20 protein-coding genes and 1 pseudogene are annotated in these 20,391 nt (G+C 58.0%); 11 read left to right on the forward strand and 10 right to left on the reverse strand.

Going from position 1 to position 20,391, the window contains the following annotated elements; translation table 11 throughout:
• Window positions 1-257: 257 nt before the first annotated feature.
• The 3 genes from gatB to ACN0TA_RS08855 all read right to left on the reverse strand — a co-directional run bounded on the left by gatB (window position 258) and on the right by ACN0TA_RS08855 (window position 2,669).
• The gene (gatB, locus tag ACN0TA_RS08845; protein WP_417581856.1) at window positions 258-1,742 is read right to left on the reverse strand and encodes an Asp-tRNA(Asn)/Glu-tRNA(Gln) amidotransferase subunit GatB; all 1,485 of its coding nucleotides are present in this window, start codon (window positions 1,740-1,742) and stop codon (window positions 258-260) included.
• An 83-nt stretch (window positions 1,743-1,825) separates the two neighbouring features.
• Window positions 1,826-2,341 carry a GNAT family N-acetyltransferase gene (locus ACN0TA_RS08850; RefSeq protein ID WP_417581858.1) on the reverse strand — a complete coding sequence of 172 codons (516 nt, stop codon included), beginning with the start codon at window positions 2,339-2,341 and terminating at the stop codon, window positions 1,826-1,828.
• Window positions 2,342-2,354: 13 nt separating this feature from the next.
• Entirely contained in the window at window positions 2,355-2,669 is a 315-nt protein-coding gene (locus ACN0TA_RS08855; protein WP_417581860.1) for a chorismate mutase, read from the reverse strand.
• A gap of 257 nt (window positions 2,670-2,926) precedes the next feature.
• On the opposite strand from ACN0TA_RS08855, the gene ACN0TA_RS08860 reads away from it, so the two are divergent.
• The gene (locus tag ACN0TA_RS08860; protein ID WP_417581862.1) at window positions 2,927-3,184 is read left to right on the forward strand and encodes a YjhX family toxin; all 258 of its coding nucleotides are present in this window, start codon (window positions 2,927-2,929) and stop codon (window positions 3,182-3,184) included.
• 406 nt (window positions 3,185-3,590) lie between these two features.
• Here the strand turns inward: ACN0TA_RS08860 and ACN0TA_RS08865 are convergent, their stop codons facing one another.
• The 6 genes from ACN0TA_RS08865 to ACN0TA_RS08890 form a co-directional block, all read right to left on the reverse strand.
• Window positions 3,591-3,905, reverse strand: coding sequence for a hypothetical protein (locus tag ACN0TA_RS08865; protein WP_417581864.1), 315 nt, complete (start codon window positions 3,903-3,905; stop codon window positions 3,591-3,593).
• 74 nt (window positions 3,906-3,979) lie between these two features.
• A complete protein-coding gene (locus tag ACN0TA_RS08870; RefSeq protein WP_417581866.1) occupies window positions 3,980-4,741 on the reverse strand; it encodes a pentapeptide repeat-containing protein in 762 nt (253 codons plus the stop codon).
• Entirely contained in the window at window positions 4,741-6,225 is a 1,485-nt protein-coding gene (gatA, locus tag ACN0TA_RS08875) for an Asp-tRNA(Asn)/Glu-tRNA(Gln) amidotransferase subunit GatA (RefSeq protein ID WP_417581868.1), read from the reverse strand. Before gatA ends, ACN0TA_RS08870 begins: the two co-directional genes overlap by 1 nt.
• A 10-nt stretch (window positions 6,226-6,235) precedes the next feature.
• Entirely contained in the window at window positions 6,236-6,703 is a 468-nt protein-coding gene (locus ACN0TA_RS08880; RefSeq protein ID WP_417581870.1) for a GNAT family N-acetyltransferase, read from the reverse strand.
• Window positions 6,704-6,706: 3 nt separating this feature from the next.
• Entirely contained in the window at window positions 6,707-6,994 is a 288-nt protein-coding gene (gene gatC, locus ACN0TA_RS08885) for an Asp-tRNA(Asn)/Glu-tRNA(Gln) amidotransferase subunit GatC (protein ID WP_417581872.1), read from the reverse strand.
• Window positions 6,995-7,106: 112 nt separating this feature from the next.
• Complete coding sequence (locus ACN0TA_RS08890) at window positions 7,107-7,643, reverse strand: hypothetical protein (RefSeq protein ID WP_417581874.1); 537 nt, start codon at window positions 7,641-7,643, stop codon at window positions 7,107-7,109.
• A gap of 89 nt (window positions 7,644-7,732) precedes the next feature.
• On the opposite strand from ACN0TA_RS08890, the gene ruvX reads away from it, so the two are divergent.
• Window positions 7,733-8,191, forward strand: coding sequence for a Holliday junction resolvase RuvX (gene ruvX, locus ACN0TA_RS08895; protein WP_417581876.1), 459 nt, complete (start codon window positions 7,733-7,735; stop codon window positions 8,189-8,191).
• Here ruvX and ACN0TA_RS08900 read toward each other — a convergent pair.
• Window positions 8,177-9,130 carry an AraC family transcriptional regulator gene (locus ACN0TA_RS08900; RefSeq protein ID WP_417581878.1) on the reverse strand — a complete coding sequence of 318 codons (954 nt, stop codon included), beginning with the start codon at window positions 9,128-9,130 and terminating at the stop codon, window positions 8,177-8,179. The genes ruvX and ACN0TA_RS08900 overlap by 15 nt on opposite strands.
• Window positions 9,131-9,261: 131 nt before the next feature.
• On the opposite strand from ACN0TA_RS08900, the gene ACN0TA_RS08905 reads away from it, so the two are divergent.
• The 9 genes and pseudogenes from ACN0TA_RS08905 to rnr all read left to right on the forward strand — a co-directional run bounded on the left by ACN0TA_RS08905 (window position 9,262) and on the right by rnr (window position 20,391).
• Entirely contained in the window at window positions 9,262-10,092 is an 831-nt protein-coding gene (locus ACN0TA_RS08905; protein WP_417581880.1) for an NAD(P)H-binding protein, read from the forward strand.
• Window positions 10,092-10,484, forward strand: coding sequence for a DUF4345 domain-containing protein (locus ACN0TA_RS08910; RefSeq protein WP_417581882.1), 393 nt, complete (start codon window positions 10,092-10,094; stop codon window positions 10,482-10,484). The genes ACN0TA_RS08905 and ACN0TA_RS08910 overlap by 1 nt, the downstream gene beginning before the upstream one ends.
• Before the next feature lie 61 nt (window positions 10,485-10,545).
• A complete protein-coding gene (locus tag ACN0TA_RS08915) occupies window positions 10,546-11,049 on the forward strand; it encodes a DUF1772 domain-containing protein (RefSeq protein ID WP_417581884.1) in 504 nt (167 codons plus the stop codon).
• A 69-nt stretch (window positions 11,050-11,118) separates the two neighbouring features.
• Window positions 11,119-12,096 (forward strand): aspartate carbamoyltransferase catalytic subunit, encoded by a 978-nt coding sequence (locus tag ACN0TA_RS08920; protein WP_417581886.1) that lies wholly within the window; start codon window positions 11,119-11,121, stop codon window positions 12,094-12,096.
• Window positions 12,089-13,387, forward strand: a complete 1,299-nt coding sequence (gene pyrC / locus ACN0TA_RS08925; protein WP_417581888.1) for a dihydroorotase — start codon at window positions 12,089-12,091, stop codon at window positions 13,385-13,387. The genes ACN0TA_RS08920 and pyrC overlap by 8 nt, the downstream gene beginning before the upstream one ends.
• Window positions 13,384-13,986, forward strand: a complete 603-nt coding sequence (plsY, locus tag ACN0TA_RS08930) for a glycerol-3-phosphate 1-O-acyltransferase PlsY (RefSeq protein ID WP_417581890.1) — start codon at window positions 13,384-13,386, stop codon at window positions 13,984-13,986. Before pyrC ends, plsY begins: the two co-directional genes overlap by 4 nt.
• 9 nt (window positions 13,987-13,995) lie before the next feature.
• A pseudogene (gene dprA / locus ACN0TA_RS08935) lies at window positions 13,996-15,111 on the forward strand (DNA-processing protein DprA).
• Window positions 15,112-15,471: 360 nt separating this feature from the next.
• Entirely contained in the window at window positions 15,472-18,087 is a 2,616-nt protein-coding gene (topA, locus tag ACN0TA_RS08940; protein ID WP_417581892.1) for a type I DNA topoisomerase, read from the forward strand.
• 9 nt (window positions 18,088-18,096) lie between these two features.
• Window positions 18,097-20,391 carry a ribonuclease R gene (gene rnr, locus ACN0TA_RS08945; RefSeq protein WP_417581894.1) on the forward strand — a complete coding sequence of 765 codons (2,295 nt, stop codon included), beginning with the start codon at window positions 18,097-18,099 and terminating at the stop codon, window positions 20,389-20,391.

Here is a 20,391-nt window from a genome sequence, read left to right on the forward strand (position 1 = left end):
CCGGCTCCGGAGGACGCGGAACCGGATCAGACGGATCTGGGATCGGACTATCTGGCGGTGGCGGAACAGGGTCTGGCTTGGGGCCTGGAATCGGTGGAACAGGGTCAGGATTGGGGATGGGATTGTCGGGCGGCGGATTAGTCATGGCGACCTCCTTTTCCTACCAACGATGATCCCAGTGCCTCCGTTCCCACAATTGAGCCGCCCTTGCGGCAGATCAATCCATGAGGATGATCTGCCGGCTGGAACGGTCGGAACTATTCGAGTTCCAACTTGGCCCTAAGTATCTCATTGACGGCTTGCGGGTTGGCCTTGCCGCCGGTCTGTTTCATGACCTGCCCGACAAACCAGCCCAAAAGGCCAGGCTTTGTTTTGACGGCTTCAACCTGTCCGGGATTGCCGGAAATAATCTCATCGACAATCTTCTCGATAGCGCCCGTATCGGACACCTGTTTCATGCCGCGCGATTCGACGAGTTTGGCCGGATCGCCGCCTTCATTCCAAACAATCTCAAACAAGTCCTTGGCAATCTTGCCTGAAATCTCGCCGTTCGAGATCAGGTCAACGATGCCGCCAAGCTGATCTGCGTCCATCGGACTTTCATCGATCGACAGACCTTCCTTGGACAATCGCCCGAAGAACTCGTTGATGACCCAGTTGGCAGCCAGCTTGCCATCGCGGCCTTTGGCAACATTCTCATAGAAGTCGGCATAGCGACGATCAGAGACCAGAACAGAGGCGTCGTAAGCCGTTACGCCGTAATCCTTGACCAAACGCGCGCCCTTCTCATCGGGAAGTTCCGGCAGGTTTTCGGCCAGCTTGGAGATAAACGCATCATCGAATTCGAGTGGCAACAGATCAGGATCGGGGAAGTAGCGGTAATCGTGTGCTTCTTCCTTAGATCGCATTGATCGGGTGGTGCCGGTCTTGGGGTCGTAAAGGCGCGTCTCCTGATCTATCGATCCTCCATCCTCAAGAATGTCGATCTGTCGGCGGGCCTCATATTCGATAGCCTGTCCGGCAAAGCGAACCGAGTTAACGTTCTTGATCTCGCACCGCGTACCGAACTCCCCGCCCGGGCGGCGAACCGAAACGTTAATGTCTGCGCGCATGGAACCCTGCTCCATATTGCCATCGCAGGTGCCAAGATAGCGCAGAATTGTGCGGAGCTTGGTCAGATAGGCCCTCGCCTCGTCCGACGACCGCAAATCCGGCTTGGACACAATTTCCATCAGCGCAACGCCGGACCGATTAAGGTCCACAAAGCTCATATTAGGGTGCTGATCGTGGATCGACTTGCCGGCATCCTGTTCGAGATGCAAGCGCTCTATACCGATTTCGACTTCACCATCCTCGCCAAGATCGAGCATAACCTTGCCCTCACCCACTATGGGATCCTTGAACTGGGAAATCTGATAGCCCTGAGGCAGGTCGGGATAAAAGTAATTCTTGCGATCGAATACCGAACGTTTGTTGATCTGAGCCTTGAGTCCCAACCCGGTACGCACAGCCTGGCGCACGCATTCCTCATTGATGACCGGCAGCATGCCAGGCATGGCGGCATCAATGAACGAGACATTTGAGTTGGGTGGATTGCCGAATTCCGTCGACGAGCCGGAGAAAAGCTTAGATTCCGAGGTTACCTGAGCATGCACCTCCATTCCGATGACCATTTCCCAATCGCCCGTGGCGCCGGAGATGAAATATTTCGGGGTGGGTGTACGTGTGTCGACGAGTGTCATGGAGGCAAAAACCTGCTTGATTGCTCAGGCGCTAGTGTGCGCGAAAATATGATGTGGGGAATAAATCAATTGCCGCCGAGAGGCTAGTGGGCACTGACCACGAGTTGCTTTTCCATGCGTACTTTTTCGACGCGCTGGCCCAGCAAGCGCGAAAACTTCACCCCCCGCCAGACGATCCCATACCCCTCACGGGCATAGAACCGGATGGCACCGCCGTTCTCAGCATGTGTTTCAAGCACTGCGATATCGTGGCCGGCACGAAATATATCCTGCTCGACCGCGGCCAGAAGTGCACGACCGATACCGTTGCGCTGGTGGGACGGCGTGACCCAGAGATCGGAAATATAGTCGCTCAATGGCTCACGAGCTCCCCAGCCCACAAGCTCACCGTCGTTGTCGGCAACAGTAATGGCATCACACGCGGTGATGCAGAATAATTGAAACGATAGCTCAAGCGCCGCACGCTCTGCGGCTTCACCATCTTCAGATTCGGGGCTGATAATATGGCACATGCTCGAATCCCACGACGCAAATGCGAGCATTCCGAGCTTGTCAGCTTCGGCGATCGAGGCGCGGCGGAGGATCAGATTGTCGAGCATTTCCTTGGGCGCTCTATTTTTTCCGGTTCCGGGCAATGATGATGCCCTTTTCATAGTTGATGTTCCAGTCAATTAATGTGCGCCAGAGCAATTCGATTTGATCTTCATCGAGATCAAGGTCCAGAGCCTGAGCCCGGCGCTTGGAAACAATCGCCTCGATACGGGCCGGATCATTGGCTTCATGTGGGTCGGTCTTGATTTCCGCCATGCGTGTGACATAGCCATGCCGCTCGGCAAAAAGTTCGATCAGCGCATGATCGATCCGGTCGATCTCAGCGCGCACGTCATCCTTGGTCTCACAATCGGCAGGCAGTTTCGTCGCGGTCATTGCGGTATTCCTCTTTATTCTGTGATGCAGGTGTGCATCGACGGCCGATGTTTTTCAACCGTCCCGTTCGATCCTCTTGCCTTCTGGACGCCGCGGGCATAAGCAAATGTCTTATGTGTAATCTGTCTGAGCTCCGCTGAGGCCCGGCCAAATCTGGCTGGGCTGAAAAATCGAACCTACCGACCTCCTGGCGTAATGCGGGTGGCACGGTTTCGTTTGACCGGCGGTTTGACCGCCTCATCGACAGACAGACTTTCATGGACATTTCCCGAGACGAACAGCGCGTGTTGCACGCGCTGGCCCAAGGCGGCTTCATCCAACCCCTCAAGGACTCACACGGCAAAATCGCCGATATAGAGTGTTACAACAGGGATGGCTGGCGCATGACCCAATGCGATATGGCACTGTTTAAGAGGCTGCGCCGCCGCAAGACGATTGCCTCTCAGCAGGGAGGCCCGTATCGAATAACCCGCAGGGGCATAGCGCTGGTGCGCGGCCAATTGGACAACCGCTGAGAAATCCCGGGGCCGGCGCAACAAAACGCCCGCCGGCCCATCGGACCGCGGCTGATGAAAAGTCAAAGACGGCATGGGGCGATGAACGCTCCGCATTTTTTAGTTTTTATATGAAGCGATCATTGCCCCATGCATCCGGGATTTTTGGCTTAGTCGCCCTTCAAAGGCCAGGGTCAATCCCTTCTCCCTTTCGAGAGTACGACGGCGCTAGCAATATCGCGCCAGTCTCAATCGAGATCAGGCGGCCGGTTCGCGCCGTCCAGCGCTCGTGACGTTTGGGCCTTCCCTGCAGCGACCCGCAAGGAACCCGAACCAAGCCCGCCCAAACGTTCGTTGCGCTTGCGTCCATAAAAGCGGGTTCGTGAGAGAGTATGGGGGCGGATTTGAGTGGGGGGATAAGTTTTGGCTAATGCCTTGGCGCGTCCGAGAGCATCATTGCCATGTGTTCCCATTCCTGAGAAACCGATGGCGCTGTGCGGCGTTTGCCGGACCGGCGATACCAGTAATCGGCATTGCCCATGTCAGCTTCTATCCAGTGTAGAAGAGCATGAACCCAATCAAAGGATTCAACACCTTCCATCTGCTGAACGATACGATGAGCCTCTTCCCATTCAGGGCCCATGCGAAACTCGCCCTTCCTGATCCACCAAAGCGCCTGCAAAGGCATGCTGAGGTCTTTAGGTGGTGCGGACCAATCGAGTGTGGTGAAGATGTCAGACATGGATTTCAAAAAATACCAGAAAGCAGATGAAGACGTCAGTTAGCCGCTAAGGACGCCGAGTGCAACATGATGGTTCAACGCCCGCGCGGAAAGACCCTGATGCCCAATGGTCTTACGAGATCGGTCAACTGATCGGCGGAAACCTTCATCCCCTCGAAGCTCGCAAGCTGTGTAACATCGAGCCCAAGAAGCGTGGCGTCGCGCAAATCGGCATTGTCGAGTATGGCGCCGTTGAGGTTGGCCTCCGACAGATCCGAACCACGCAGGTCTGCGCTCGACAGCGTCGTCTGGCGCAGATCCGACTGACGCAGACTGCACTCCGAAAATACGCAATCGTCGAGCCGGGCCTGCCGAAAACTGGACATATCCAGTTGCGAGCCGATGAAACGTACGCGCGAAACCGATACGCGGCCCGATGCCTTTCCAAAGCGTGCGTCTTCGAAATCGCACCCCGCCGCCTTGCAGTGTTTGAAGGTGGTATCGAAAAGGCTCGCCAGGCCAAATTTCGACGTCGCCAAATTGCAGTTATCGAATGTCGCACCTTCGAAATCGGCGCGGGAAAAATCACAGCCTTCACGGGTCTCCGAGTCAAAAAACGAGCAGTTTGAAAAACTGGCGTCAGTGAAATTCGCACCGCCAAAGCGGGCAAGCTCGAAACTGCAATTTTCAAATTTCGCGCCAGCCAGTTCGGCATCCGTCAAATGGGCATCGCGAAACACGCAATGGCGCGCATGAAGTGCGCCATCGGGAAGATCGGTCCAATCAATGGACGAGAGATCGGCATTTTCGATCGGCTTTTTTTCAAGGATCAGCTCTTCAAGCTGCCTTTGGGTCATCACCACCATTTGGCAGGACCAAGATCGAGAGCTGCGCTTTTCTCGATGACGCGACCGGCAGCGAATAGCGTTTCTTCGTCGAACGGCTTTCCGATGAGTTGCAACCCGAGCGGAAGCCCCTGCCCGTCCTTGCCTGCTGGAACTGCGATTCCTGGCAGCCCGGCCATGTTGACGGTAACTGTGAAGATGTCGTTGAGGTACATCTTGACGGGATCTGCATGCAGCTCCTGATCAGCTATGCCAAAGGCCGCAGACGGTGTGGCAGGGGTCAGGATTGCATCGACACCTGCGTTGAAGGCGTCCTCGAAATCGCGCTTGATCAGCGTCCGGACCTTCTGAGCGCGGACGTAGTAGGCATCGTAATAGCCAGCCGAAAGCACATAGGTTCCGATCATAACCCGGCGCTTGACCTCGCGGCCAAACCCTTCGGCCCGGGTCATCTCGTACATGTCGGTGATGTCTTTGCCAGAAACCCGCAGTCCGTATTTGACGCCATCATAGCGCGCCAGATTGGAAGACGCTTCGGCCGGCGCCACGATGTAGTAGGCTGGCAGCGCATACTTCGTGTGCGGAAGGGATATGTCCCTGACCATTGCACCCTCGGCCTTGAGCCACTCGAGACCCTGACTCCAGAGTTTTTCGATCTCTTCGGGCATTCCGTCCATACGGTATTCGGCGGGAACGCCAATGGTCATGCCCTTGACGCCGCGTTCGACCGCAGCTGCGAAGTCAGGAACCGCCATATCCACTGAAGTGGAATCCTTGGGGTCGAACCCGGCCATGGACTGCAACATCAGCGCCGTGTCCTCGACTGTGCGCGCGATGGGGCCAGCCTGGTCGAGCGAGGACGCGAAAGCGACAGTGCCCCAGCGCGAGCAGCGGCCGTAAGTCGGCTTGATGCCAACTGTGCCGGTAAAAGCTGCGGGCTGCCGGATCGATCCGCCAGTGTCAGTAGCGGTTGCGCCAGCGCAGAGCCACGCGGAAACCGCAGCAGCCGAACCGCCTGAGGACCCTCCCGGCACCAAGTCCTTGTTGTCGCTCTCGCCGCGCCAAGGGTTTACCACCGGGCCGTAATAGGAAGTTTCGTTGGATGACCCCATGGCAAACTCATCCATATTGAGCTTGCCCAGCATAACCGCGCCATCCGCCCAAAGATGCGCGGTGACAGTGGATTCATATTCGGGCTTGAAGCCATCGAGAATATGGCTGGCAGCCTGGGTATGGACACCCTTGGTCGCAAACAGATCCTTGATGCCCAAAGGAACGCCTTCAAGCATACCATTGTCGCCCGAGGCGATTTTCGCATCTGACGCCTTTGCCATTTCACGCGCCTGATTTGCGGTGACGGCCACATAGGCATTAAGCTTGTCATTCCCGGCCTCAATGGCGGAAACATAGGAATCGGTGGCTTCGAGCGCAGTAAACTCCTTGGCAGCGATGCCATCGCGCAGGGCTTTGAGGCTCAGACGGGTAAGATCAGTCACGGATAAATCCTTAGATCAGTGCCTTTTCATAAAAGGCTGAATATTCGCTATCGGGGTAATCGAGAAAAGCGCCGCAGCGCGTAAACCCGCCGCGCTCATAGAGCCGCCAGGCAGGTTCGAACCCGGCAACGTTCCCTGTTTCGAGTTTGAGCGTTTTTACGCCCTTTTGCCGGGCTTGCGTCTCGATGGCGTCGAGCAGTACGACTCCGATGCGCTGGCCGCGCACCTCGGGCAACGTATACATGCGCTTGACCTCGGCCAACTCGCCATCGACCATTTTAAGCGCACCCATGCCCACCGCACGCCCGGAATCGTCGCGAGCGACAAACACGGTCGTGTCCGCACCGGCCATTTGCTCCACTGTCATCTGGAACTGGAACTCGGGGGGAGAAAGCGGGCGCATGGTTTCGTTGAGTGCAGCGACAAGGTCGCGCACATCGTCCTGCAACGGCGTCTCGATGGCAATACTGGCAGCCACGGACTACTCCACGACTTTCGGTACCATAAAGAAATTGTCTTCCGAGATTGGAGCATTAGCGACAATCCGGTCGGCATAGCCGCCATCTGTCACAGCATCATCGCGGCGACGAAGCGTCATCGGGGTTACCGACGTCATCGGCTCTACGCCGTCGACGTCGACCTGATCAAGTTGTTCGACAAACCCGAGAATCGCGTTGAGCTCGCCTTCGTATGCGGCGACCTCGTCTTCGGTAATACGGATGCGGGCCAGACGCCCAATGCGTCTCACGGTATCGGCGTCGACCGACATAGCCATCTCCTAGCAAACTTAGAGTTGAATGGGCTTTTAGCAATGGGTGTCCGACAAACGCAATCGGCAAATCCGCCCATCGAAACGCTTTATGCGCCCGCTCGGTCCTTAGTTACACTTCCACTGCCAGATTGGGTTCGAGCACGATCAGGCTGGCTTGTCCAAGCCCGGCGGCGAGCGCATCGAACGCAATATCGATTTCGCTATCATTGACCGCGAGTGCAATTAGGCGGGGCCGCGCGATGTGGAGCAAGGCAGCGCCTTGCGCCGCGCACCGAGTCCCCGAACCGGCAAGAACGACAACGCCATTGTCCGCAAACCGGTCCCACTGGGCGCCCGCGCTGGCTTCGTCAAGAACCAGAACACCCTCATCGACGGAATAGACCAACAGACCGCGCGCGCCAAATCCAAAGAGATCAAGCCCCTCCTCGCCTGCCTCCCGGTCGATCAGACGCGTACGGCGGCGTGGGCGCCATTTCAAAAAGTCGAATTGGGCAAGATCGGAGCTTGGGGTGGAAACTACGGTCTGAGCGCCGGCGATCAGTTCGGACCGGTCAATGCCCTGAGGAACCTCTTCGGCATGGGTCACAATAGTTCGCCCTGCAATCTGTATGCGAAAGGTCATATCGGCAAACCAGGTGATCTTCATTTCGGGCCCAGCCTCAAAACCATTTTCCTTGCCAGTGCGGCACAAACTGCTGATAAGCCGACATACCGATCTCCGCAAGGAAACTCACGATGACCGACGCCCCTTTTGCCCTCGCCGAGCTTCACCCCGCGGGCAAGCTGATGGGACTCGATCTGGGCACCAAAACCATCGGTGTTGCGATCTCGGACTCCCTGCGCATGGCGGCCTCTCCGATCGAAACGATAAAACGAAGCAAATTCACCGCCGATGCCGAGCGCTTGGTCGAACTGATCGCCAAGAACAACGTTACTGGCATCGTAATGGGCCTTCCACTCAACATGGACGGCAGCGAGGGCCCCCGCGCCCAATCGGCCAGGGCATTCGTGCGCAATCTCAAGCAAAAAACAGATCTGCCCATCGTGTTCTGGGATGAGCGCATGTCGACAATGGCCGTCACCCGCACAATGTTGGAGGCCGACCTGTCGCGCGCGAAGCGGGCCGAAGTGGTCGACAAACTGGCGGCCAGTTACATCCTTCAGGGCGCGTTGGATCGGCTACGCAACAACTGAGCGCCGCGCGGCGCCTGGAGGCTTGCCGAAATACTGCCGGAAGGCCCTGCTGAACGCGGCTTCCGATTGATACCCCGCCTGTTGCGCCACCGCAGCCATCGGATCATTGGTTTCCATGAGCCGCGCCCGTGCCAGATGCAGTCTCCATTGCACGAGATAGGCCATTGCGGATTGCCCGAGGCGTTCGCTGAAGCGCGCCGAAAAGGCAGATCGTGACATACCCGCCTGCGCGGCCAGTTGCGCGAGCGTCCAGTCGGTTTGCGGAAAGCGGTGAATGGCAACCAGCGCCCGCCCCAACTGCGGATCGCGCAAGGCGGCAAGCCAGCCTTGTTCGCTGTCAGGCGCGGAATCGAGCCAAGCCCTTATGGCCTGGATGACGAGAATATCGGCAAGCCGTGTTATGACGATTTCACCACCCGGCCTGAGAGCGCTTGCCTCTCGCGCGATGAGGCCCAGCGTGCTTTGCACCCAATCCCCGAGAGATTCGTCCCAGCCATCAATGCGTATAACGCGCGGCAACACGCTCAGAAGCCGCTGACCTGCAACAGTGTCGAACTGCACAACGCCTGTCATCGCACGCGTCAACGCGCCACCGCCGCCATAGGTCATCAATTCATAACGATCACTGATTTTCTCGACCGGCAGATCGAACAACGGCTCGGCATCCACGCCTGCCTCACTGAGAAGTCTGAAACTGTCGCCATGCGGCAAAAGCACCATGGTGCCCGCGGACAGCTCAATGATTTCACCATCGATTTCTGCGACGCAACGCCCCGCCGTAACGATCAGGAAGATCATCGAATCGACAAGTTTGGGCAAAACGACCCCCCAAGGGGCCGTCATCGTCGCACGGCAATACAGTGTCCCGGTGAGCCGGAGCATGTGCAAAGCTTCGCCAAGCGGATCGGCCAACGGCACGGGCTGAAAGCAATCATCCATTTTTCGAAAGTACTCCGACAAAACGTTAGCGTCCAGAAGTTTGGACGATTCGCAAATATAATCGTAAAAAAGATCATTGTTCGTCCGGGATCATACCTCCAAATTGGCGGTGTCATCAATCGGAGAACACGATGCCAAGCACAAAAACAATCCTCGTCGTCGGCGCAACCGGCAAGGTCGGCTCCCGTGTCGCCGCCCGTTTGGCCGAGCACGGGCATGCTCACCGCGCCGTTTCGCGCTCCACGACCCCATCATTCGACTGGGAGAACCCGGAAAGCTGGGCAAAAGCGCTGGAGGCTGTTCAGGTCGCCTTCGTGAGTTTTATGCCGGACCTCGCAGCACAAGGTGCACCCGAAATCATTGAACAATTCATAGCCACAGCCAAGGCCGCAGGGGTACGCAAGATCGTGCTGCTCTCGGCCCGCGGCGAACACGGAGCCGAGCTTTCCGAAAACAAGGTGCGTCAGAGCGGCCTCGACCACGTTGTTGTCCGCGCCAGCTGGTTTAACCAGAACTTCGATGAGGGCATGTTTTTGCCCTCGGTACTCTCAGGCACTTTGGCAATGGCGGCGGGTGACAAGCTTGAGCCCTTCGTCGACGCCGACGATATCGCCGATGTTGCCGTCGCCTCACTGCTCGACAACCGGCACAATGGGGAAATCTACGAGGTGACAGGGCCACGACTTTTGACGTTCGCGGATGCGGCATCGGAAATTTCCGCGGCTTCGGGACTTGATGTGGCCTATGTCCCGCTCAGCGTTACGGAGTTCCATGCGGCATTGCTGCCCGTTGTCGGTCAAGATGATGCAAATCTCATGGCCAACATATGCGCGGAACTGTTTGATGGCCGCAATGAACGGCTAGGCGACGGCGTTCAGCGCGCACTTGGGCGCGAGCCGCGTGATTTTGGCGAGTATCTGCAGCGTGCGATGGCCGGTGGCGCGTGGCAGGCGGCAGCGTGATGGGACAGCTCGAAGTCGCCTATCTCTCGCTCGCCGGCGCTGTTGCGCTATTGATAGGGGCAGGCATGGTCTTCATGCCCGCCCCGTTTTACGGCAGCTACGGCATAGAATTGATGGAGTCGGTCGACCTTGCGAACGAATTGCGTTCGCCGGGGCTCTGGCTCGCACTGGTCGGCGTCTCCATCGGGGTCGGGACATTCAGGCGCCATTTGCGCAGCCTCTCTCTCGGCATCGCGACTATGCTATACCTCAGCTATGCTGCAGCCCGGAGTGTATCAATAGCATTGGATGGCCTTCCCGGCACAGGACTGTTGATCGCCATGGCGGCAGAACTTCTACTGGGCCTTGGCGGCGCGTTTTTGGTGTGGCGACATCGAAAATCCGCGCGATAGCTCTGATGCCGCCATCGCCTCAAAACACCTGTATGACAGATACGAACCAACGGAGGGCGACATGACTTATATTGCGGGCGTACTGACCGGCCTCGCACTCTTGACCAGCGCCATCATGGCCGGCTCCTTCTTTGCCTATTCGGTTTCAGTGATGTGGGGTCTCGATGCGGCTGCGCCAGCCTCAGCGATCAATGGCATGCAGCGCATCAACGCGGTGATCCAGAACCCTTGGTTCTTCCCCAACTTTTTCGGCGCCCCGATATTCGCAATTCTAACAGCGTTCGTTTTCCTCTCAATGGGTGAGCGTGATATCGGCATCGTCTTTAGCCTGGCCGCGCTCGCATATTTGATCGGCGCCTTTGGCGTCACCGTCGCGATCAACGTGCCCATGAATCAGGCACTGGGCAGCGAGTCGATCCCTCTCGATACCGAAGCTGCCCGCATATTATGGGCTGACTATTCGAACCGTTGGACCTGGTGGAACCACATTCGTACTCTGTCCAGCATCGCTTCAACGCTGCTCTGTGGCCTTGGCATCTTCCTCGCGGGGCGGGCGGTCGGCTAAAATCGCCAATAGGGACTTGCCGTTGGTCGGGCCTTGGGGTACGCACCGCTAGTCGCAGTGGGAACCCCTATGGCACCTCCAGAACCCGACACTTCGGAAACATCATCCGCATCTTTTCTGCCTTTCCGTCACAGGCATTTGTTGGGGATCGCCCAGCTCAATCCAGTCGAGATCATTGATCTTTTGGACCGAGCCGAAGCGATGATCCCAATATCGCGCCAGCGCAAAACGCTGCCAAGCCTTGCAGGCAAAACGCAGATTAACCTGTTCTTTGAAAACTCGACCCGGACACAGGCAAGTTTCGAAATCGCAGGCAAACGATTGGGCGCAACTGTCATGAACATGGCGGTGCGAACCTCATCGGTCGCCAAGGGTGAGACCCTTATCGATACGGCGGCAACGCTCAACGCCATGCAGCCTGATGCGATTGTCGTTCGGCATGGATCGTCGGGCGCGGTAGAACTGCTGAGCCAAAAAGTCGAGTGCGCAGTGCTCAACGCGGGTGACGGCGCTCATGAGCACCCCACTCAGGCGCTCCTCGATGCACTCACCATTCGTCGCCACAAAGGTCGACTGAACGGGCTAACCGTGGCGATCTGCGGCGACATTGCGAATTCGCGCGTCGCCCGGTCCAATCTCATCCTGCTGGGCGCCATGCAGGCCCGCACCCGTGTAATCGCGCCAAAATCCCTGCTGCCTCGCGGCGTCGAACAAATGGCCGCAGAAGTGTTTACCGACATGGAAAAAGGCCTGGAAGGGGTAGACGTGGTGATGATGCTGCGGCTGCAGAACGAACGGGCTTCAGGCCGACTAATCCCCTCGGTGCGAGAATATTACCGCTTTTACGGGCTCGATGCCGACAAACTGGCCCGAGCCAACGCCGACGCCCTGGTCATGCATCCCGGACCGATGAACCGCGGCGTGGAAATCGATCCTGCTATTGCCGATGGCCCGCAATCGGTGATTACCGAGCAAGTCGAGATGGGCGTCGCCGTCCGCATGGCGGTGCTCGATGCGCTGCTCAACAAGGAGGAAAACGGTGAATAAGCCCCTCCTTATCAACAATGCCCGGATCATTGATCCGGCGACCAATGCCGATTTCACCGGCGCCATTCTTGTCGAGAACGGATCGATCGCCGACATCGTCAACGGCAATGCACCCGGCGCTCCTGAAAATGCCGATATCATTGACGCCAAGGGTCTCGTGCTGGGTCCTGGCTTGATCGACATGCGCGTATTCACGGGCGAACCAGGTCACGAATATCGCGAAACGCTCAAGAGTGCGGGCCAAGCTGCGGCAGCAGGCGGGGTTACCTCGATCCTGGTCATGCCGGACACGCAGCCGGTAATCGATAACAGCGCATTGGTCGAGTTCATCTCCCGCCATGCCCAGGCTACCACTTGTGTCAACGTTCTGCCCACCGCGGCGATCACAACTGACACAGAAGGCAAGGACCTCACCGAATTCGGGCTTCTCAAGGAGGCCGGGGCTGTGTGTTTCACCGAAGGGCGCAAGGCGCTCCAGAGCAGCTCCGTGCTGCGGGCCGCCATGGTCTATGCCACGAATTTCAACATGCCCATCATGCATCTTCCGGCCGACGCCAATCTTGTGTCTGATGGTGTGATGAACGCGGGGCCGCTGGCCACTTTCCGCGGCCTCAAGGGTATACCATCAGAAGCCGAAACCATTCCCCTCGATCGCGACCTGCAATTGGCATTGATGACGGGAGCGCGCTATCACGCCGCCGCCATCTCCACCGCCCGTTCAGCAGAGCTGGCAGCTTTCTACAAAAAGCGGAGCTCGGCAATTTCGGTGGGTGTTTCGATCAACAATCTATGCCTCAACGAGAACGACGTCGGCTCCTATCGAACCTTCTTCAAGCTCAACCCGCCGCTGCGCACAGAAGATGACAGGCTCGCCCTCGTCGAAGCGCTCAAGGACGGAACCATAGATGTCATCGTTTCCGATCATGATGCCCAGGATGCGGAAGGCAAGCGACAGCCTTTCGCCGATGCGGCAACCGGAGCGATCGGCCTCGAAACTCTCTTGGCTGCCGCCATGCGGTTGGTTCATTCGGGCGATACAAACCTTATGACGATCCTGCGCGCCATGACAGTGCGCCCGGCAGAAATTCTGGGCATAGATGCGGGGCGGATCACCAAAGGGGGCAAAGCCGATCTCTGTCTTTTCGATCCGGACTATCCCTGGGTGGTTGAGGAAGCTACCATCCGCTCGCGTTCGACTAACACAACGTTCGAAAGTGCCCGCATGTCCGGCAAAGTCATGGCAACACTGGTTGGCGGGCAGATCGTTTACAGGGAGGAAGCCTTCGCATGACCGAATATGCGCTGGCACTTATATTGGGATATCTGCTTGGCTCCATCCCATTCGGATTGGTCGTCACGCGAGCTGCGGGATTGGGCGACGTACGCACGATCGGTTCAGGCAATATTGGCGCTACCAATGTGCTGCGGACCGGCCGGCGCGATATTGCAGCGCTGACGTTGTTACTTGATGCTGGCAAAGGTGCAGTTGCCGTAATGATCGCCCACTGGCTGTGGGGCTACGAAGCCGCGATGCTGGCCGGAGTTGCAGCCTTCCTGGGTCATATCTTTCCGGTCTGGCTTGGATTTAAGGGCGGCAAGGGCGTTGCGACCTATGTAGGCATCCTACTGACACTCAACTGGGTAGTCGGACTGATTTTTTGCGCAACCTGGCTGCTCATCCTTTTCGCCCAGCGTTATTCCTCGCTGGCGGCTCTGACAGCGGCAGCCACCGCGCCTATGTTTGCTTTTGCGTTTTCCGGCGTACAATTGACCTGGGTTACAATTGCACTTTCCGTGGTGCTGTTCTTTACTCACAGGGAAAACATCAAGCGGTTGATCGCTGGTACCGAAAACAAGGTCGGCGGGAAAAAGAACACCACCCGAGTCTAGGCAGAAATCATGACGCGCTCGAGCTTGACCCCATCCCAGCGCGTTTCCTGGCTCCGCCTCATCCGCTCCGACAACGTCGGGCCGACAACATTTCGCACACTGGTCAACCGCTTTGGCTCGGCAGAAGCGGCGCTCGATGCACTGCCCAAGCTAACGCAGCGCGGCGGCGGACAAGCAATCAGAATTCCAAGTCTGGATGCAGCAGAGGATGAAATCTCGCGCGTCGAGGCGATCGGCGCGCGCCTGATTTCGATCAACGACCCAGACTATCCGCCCCATCTGCGGCACGTCGCGGGGCCGCCGCCGCTACTTACAGTGATGGGTGGGACAGCGCTCGGCGAAACCAGGACCGTGGGGATCGTGGGTGCGCGCAACGCATCGGCCGCTGGTCGGCGCATGGCACAGGTGCTGGCTACCGATCTTGGGCAACAAGGATACATAATTGTCTCCGGGCTGGCACGCGGCATCGACTAGGCAGCTCATCACGCGTCGCTCCAGACAGGAACCGTCGCCGTAATGGCCGGCGGCCTCGATCATATTTATCCTAACGAAAACGCCGATCTTGCGAGATCAATCGTTGAGGCTGGCGGTACCTTGGTCACTGAAATGCCGTTGGGCTGGGAACCGAGGGCACGAGATTTCCCCCGCCGCAACAGGCTTGTGGCTGGGATAAGCCTGGGTGTCGTAATCGTCGAAGCTGCCAAACGCTCGGGCTCGCTGATTACCGCACGGCTGGCCCTAGAACAGGATCGCGAGGTGTTCGCCGTTCCCGGCTCTCCGCTCGATCCACGCGCCGAAGGTGGCAATCATCTCATTCAGCAGGGCGCCAAGCTGGTGACTGGTGCCCACGACATCATTGCCGAGCTAACCCATGCCGATCCGACCCGTCTTCGACTGTTTGAAAATGAAACAATAGACGCTGTCTTTGCAGCGGCTTCTTCAGATCCTACTGAGGATGATCGAGGACGCCTGCTGACGGCGCTCAGCCATGCGCCGACGGCCACTGACATGTTGATCGAAACGACTGGCATCACGGCACCGATCCTGCAGATCCTGCTTCTCGAGCTTGAACTTGCGGGACGGGTCGAACGTTCAGGCGGGCATCTGTTTGCCCTGAAGACATAAGGTAAAACTTATAGATAACTCTATGGCAACCTGGGGCCATGCTTTGTGCAGAACAGTTTGGGGCCGGCGCGCGAAGATGACGCAGCCCAGGATAAAATGTGCACCACTTGCGGCCCATGCACAGTATCACCGCGAACGGTATCTCAAACCCACACTACGCTGATGATGTTGCCCCAATTTCGGTCCCTCGAGAAGCTTTAGGTGGCATGCCGGGAAGCGGCCAATGGGCTCCAATATCCACGCGCAATTGACAGAAGCTGACGCTTTCACCATTTTGCGCGGACCTTGTGGGCGGGTGTCGTCCGCCCTATCTCCACTCCTTCAAGGCAATTCTCTCTTATTTGCGGAGCCGTCACAGGCATGAAAGTCGTCATCGTCGAAAGCCCGGCCAAGGCAAAGACCATCAACAAGTATCTGGGCAAGGACTTCGAGGTTCTGGCCAGCTTTGGCCATGTGCGCGACCTGCCAGCGAAGGACGGCTCGGTACGGCCCGACGAAGATTTTGCGATGAGCTGGGAGATCGATACGAACTCCAAAAAGCGCCTTGCCGACATCACCCGCGCGCTTAAGGGCGCCGACGAACTGATTCTGGCGACTGACCCTGATCGCGAAGGAGAGGCCATTTCCTGGCACCTGCTCGACGCCCTCAAGGCCAAAAAAGCAATAAAAGCCGATCTGCCAGTCAAGCGCGTGGTTTTCAACGCGATCACCAAGGACGCAGTGACAGAGGCGATGAAGAAGCCGCGCGACATCGACGCGCCGCTGGTCGATGCCTATCTGGCACGCCGCGCTCTGGACTATCTTGTGGGCTTTACCCTTTCGCCTATTCTTTGGCGTAAGCTGCCAGGCTCGCGGTCGGCGGGGCGTGTCCAATCTGTCGCGCTGCGTCTGGTTACCGAGCGTGAAGAAGAGATCGAACGCTTCAAGCCTCAAGAATACTGGAGCGTGATTCCGACGCTCAATCAGGCTGGAAAAAGCTTTGCAACGCGGCTGTATTCAGTCGATGGCGTCAAGACCGACAAGCTGGCCGTAAAGACCGGCGATGACGCAGAAGACCTGAAATCGGCAATCGAAAAAGGCGCCTTCAAGGTTGCCAGTGTCGACAAGAAGCCAACCAAGCGAAATCCTTACGCGCCGTTCACAACCTCGACCTTGCAGCAGGACGCCTCCTCGCGGCTGTCCCTGTCTCCGTCGCGAACCATGCAGATCGCCCAGCGTCTTTATGAGGACGGGCTGATTACCTACATGCGTACCGACGCCGTTCAGATGGCGCCCGAGGCGATTGAAGCTGCGCGCCGGGTCATTGGCAAGGAGTTCGGCACCGAGTACGTGCCCGAAAAGCCGCGCCTTTACCAAACCAAGGCGAAAAACGCTCAAGAAGCCCACGAAGCTATCCGTCCGACAGACTTGGGCAAGCACCCCGATACGCTGCGCAATCTCGACCCCGACCAGCACAAGATTTACCAATTGATCTGGCGCCGCGCCCTTGCCAGCCAGATGCGATCGGCCGAAATAGAGCGCACGACAGCCGATATCGATGTCGCTGCCGCCGGCCGCGCCATAACCCTTCGCGCCACAGGATCGGTGGTAACATTTCCTGGCTTTCTGGGCGTCTATGGCGTTGAAAAAGCCGAAGACGATGACGAGGATGGAAAAGACCTTCCTGCGCTCAATGTCGGCGACACCCCTGCTTTAGAAAAGGTCGACATCGACCAGCATTTTACCCAGCCCCCTGCCCGCTATACCGAAGCAAGCCTGATCAAGAAGATGGAAGAGCTCGGTATAGGCCGTCCCTCGACCTATGCGGCAACGCTTGGCACGCTCAAGGACCGCGATTACATCCGTATCGACAAACGCGCCATCGTTCCCGAGGATCGCGGCCGGTTGGTTACGGCATTTCTGCAGAGCTTTTTCACCAAGTATGTCGAGTACGGTTTCACCGCTGGACTTGAAGAAGAGCTCGACGAAATTTCTGCAGGGCAGATCGATTACAAGGAAGTGCTGCGCCGCTTCTGGAAGGACTTCTCCCATCAGGCTGATGAAATCAAGGATTTGCGGGTTTCCGAAGTCCTCGACGCGCTCAACGACCTCTTGGGACACCATATTTTTCCCGAGCGGCCCGATGGCACAGATCCCCGGCTCTGCCCGACGTGTGGCACCGGCCAGCTTTCGCTCAAGCTAGGCAAGTACGGCGCCTTTATCGGGTGCGCGAACTACCCTGAGTGTCGCCACACCCAGCAATTGGCCGAGAGCGCAACGGGACAGGCATCGGAGGCCGGCCAGGGCGACGGTGTGCTGGGCGCCGATCCAGAAACCGGTTCAGACATCCATCTCAAGACTGGCCGTTTTGGCCCCTATGTGCAATTGGGTGAAGACGCCAAGGATGCCAAGCGCGCCAGCATTCCCAAAGGCTGGGATGTCGGAACCATGGATCTCGAAAAGGCACTGAAGCTGCTTTCACTGCCTCGCGAAGTTGGACTGCACCCCGAAGACGGCAAACCGATTACCGCGGGGATCGGCCGCTACGGTCCCTTCGTGCTCCACGAGAAGACTTACGCGAACCTTCCTGATGTGGAAGAAGTTTTCACCGTGGGACTTAACCGCGCCGTCGACTTGATTGCCCAGAAGCGCGCCGGTGGCGGGCGTGGAGCGCGCGGTGCAGCCGTGGCCGCCATTCAGACCTTCGAGCATGACGATGGCCCGGTCACCGTTCGCGCGGGCCGGTACGGTCCTTACGTCAACCAGGGCAAGGTCAACGCGACTTTGCCCAAGGATCTGGCTCCGGAGGCCGTTACCCTCGAGAGAGCGCTGGAACTGATTGCCGCCAAAGGCGGTTCAAAGGCCAAGCCCAAGGCAAAAGCCAAACCCAAGGCCGCAGCGAAAAAGACGGCGACCAATAAGCCGGCTGCAAAAAAGACAGCAGAAAAGACAACGGCAACCAAAAAACCCGCCGCCAAGAAGAAGGCTGAGGCTTAAAGGATAGAAATGGCCAAACGCACAGGACAATCCCCTTCGGCCCCTGCTCCGCGTAAGGGTCGGCGTTCGGCCAGCTTCTCACCCGGTCAATTGCCGACCCGCGAACAGATTCTCGAAGCAATCGCCGATTTCCCAGAAATCAACTCCAAGCGGGAAATCGCGCGCCATTTCAATATCAAGGGCGACGACCGCGTGCCGCTCAAAGTGCTGTTGCGCGACATGGAAAAAGAGGGCCTGCTGGCGCGAAAGCGCAAGGAACTACGGCCTGTCGGTGAGCTTCCGGCCGTCACCGTGCTCGACATTCCTGCCGATGCTGACCCGGACAACATGCACGCGTTCCCATCCAAATGGGACGATGACGAAGGTGAAAAGCCGCGTGTGTCGGTGTCGGTGAGCAAGGATGCGCGCGTCGTACCCGCGCCCGGCGACAGAATCCTGGCTCGCATTCAGCGCGATGGCGGCGCCGTACCGACCTATACTGCGCGGCCCATGAAGGTGCTCGACAAGCCAAGAAAGGCAGATGTTGGCATCGTGCGTCTGGACACCGATGGCGCACGCCTTGTCCCCATTGAGCGCAAGGCTCGCGAAATGCGAATCTCTGCAGGGGATCTTGGCGACGCAAAAGACGGTGATCTTGTCGAGGTCGAGGTGAGTGTTTCCGGCCGAATGATGATACCGCGCGCCAAGGTTGTCAGTGTTATCGGCAACCCAGAGTCCGAAGGCGCGGTCAGCCTGATTGCGTTGCACGCGCTGGACATTCCCTACAGGTTTCCCTCATCCGTTCTCAAGGATGCTGAACAGGCTCAGGACGCGACACTGCAAGGTCGCGAGGATTGGCGCGACATTCCCTTGGTCACCATCGATCCGGCTGACGCCAAGGACCATGACGACGCTGTCCACGCGGAATACGATACCGATCCCGACAATGAAGGCGGATTCATCATCCGCGTCGGGATTGCCGATGTATCCTATTACGTGAAATCGGGCTCGGCGATGGACCGCGAAGCGTTCCTGCGGGGCAACTCGGTCTATTTTCCCGACCGCGTCGTCCCAATGCTGCCCGAACGCATCTCAAACGATCTGTGTTCGCTGCGTGAAGGCGTAAACCGGGCTTCAATGGCCCTTCGCATTGTGATCGATGCCGACGGCAACAAGAAGAGCCATACCTTCCATCGCGTAATGATGCGATCGGCAGCCAAATTGAGCTACCAACAAGCACAGGCCGCAATCGATGGCCGACCCGATGAGGTGACCGGCCCGTTACTCGAACCGATCCTGAAGCCCCTCTGGGCCGCCTACGAAGCGCTTTCGATGGCACGCGATCGACGCAACCCTCTGGCGCTCGACCTACCCGAACGCCGCATACGGCTCGACGCCAACGGTATGGTTGACGGCGTTTACGTTCCCGAACGCCTTGAAGCACACAAGCTCATCGAAGAAATGATGATTCTGTCGAACGTGTGCGCGGCCCAGACTTTGGAAAAGCACAAGCTAGGTCTTCTCTATCGTGTCCACGATGCCCCGAGCCGCGAGAAAGTGGTGATGCTGGGCGAGTTTCTCAAATCTCTTGACCTGCCCGTGCCGCGCAGCGAGTCGCTGCGCCCCAAAGATTTCAATCAGATCCTTTTTCGGGCCGAAAAGGCCGGAAAAAGCCAGCAGGTCAACGAAATGGTACTGCGCAGCCAGGCGCAGGCAGAATATGCGCCTGGCAATTACGGCCATTATGGGCTCAACCTTGATCGCTATGCACACTTCACCTCGCCGATCCGACGTTACGCCGACTTGATCGTCCATCGCGCGTTGATCCGGGCGCTCGAACTCGGCGAAGACGGGTTGACGGTAGCCGAAGAACAACGCCTCGGCTCCATCGGCGAGCATATATCGGCTACCGAGCGTCGCGCGATGGTGGCCGAGCGCGAGACGTCTGACCGCTTGCTGGCGCAGTATCTGGCTGCACATATCGGCGCGCGGTTTACCGGCAAGATTGCGGGCCTTGTCGGCGCAGGGCTTTTTGTACGCCTTGACGAAACCGGTGCCGACGGATTTGTGCCGGTGTCATCGCTGGGGCAGGACTATTTCCGCCATTTCGAAGATCAGCAGGCGTTAATCGGAGAGCGGACTGGCGAGCGGTTCCGAATCGGCGATCGCATCGAGGTGCGACTGCTTGAAGCAGCGCCGATGGCTGGTGCCTTACGGTTTGAAGTTCTATCTGAAGGGGAGCGGGTCAAACCGCCCGGCCCCACCCGCGGCCGCAGGGACCGCAAGGGCAAGCCGACGCCGCGAGGACACCGCGCGAGGAGATAG

This window comes from Pelagibacterium sp., from assembly GCF_048264985.1.
Lineage (GTDB): Bacteria > Pseudomonadota > Alphaproteobacteria > Rhizobiales > Devosiaceae > Pelagibacterium.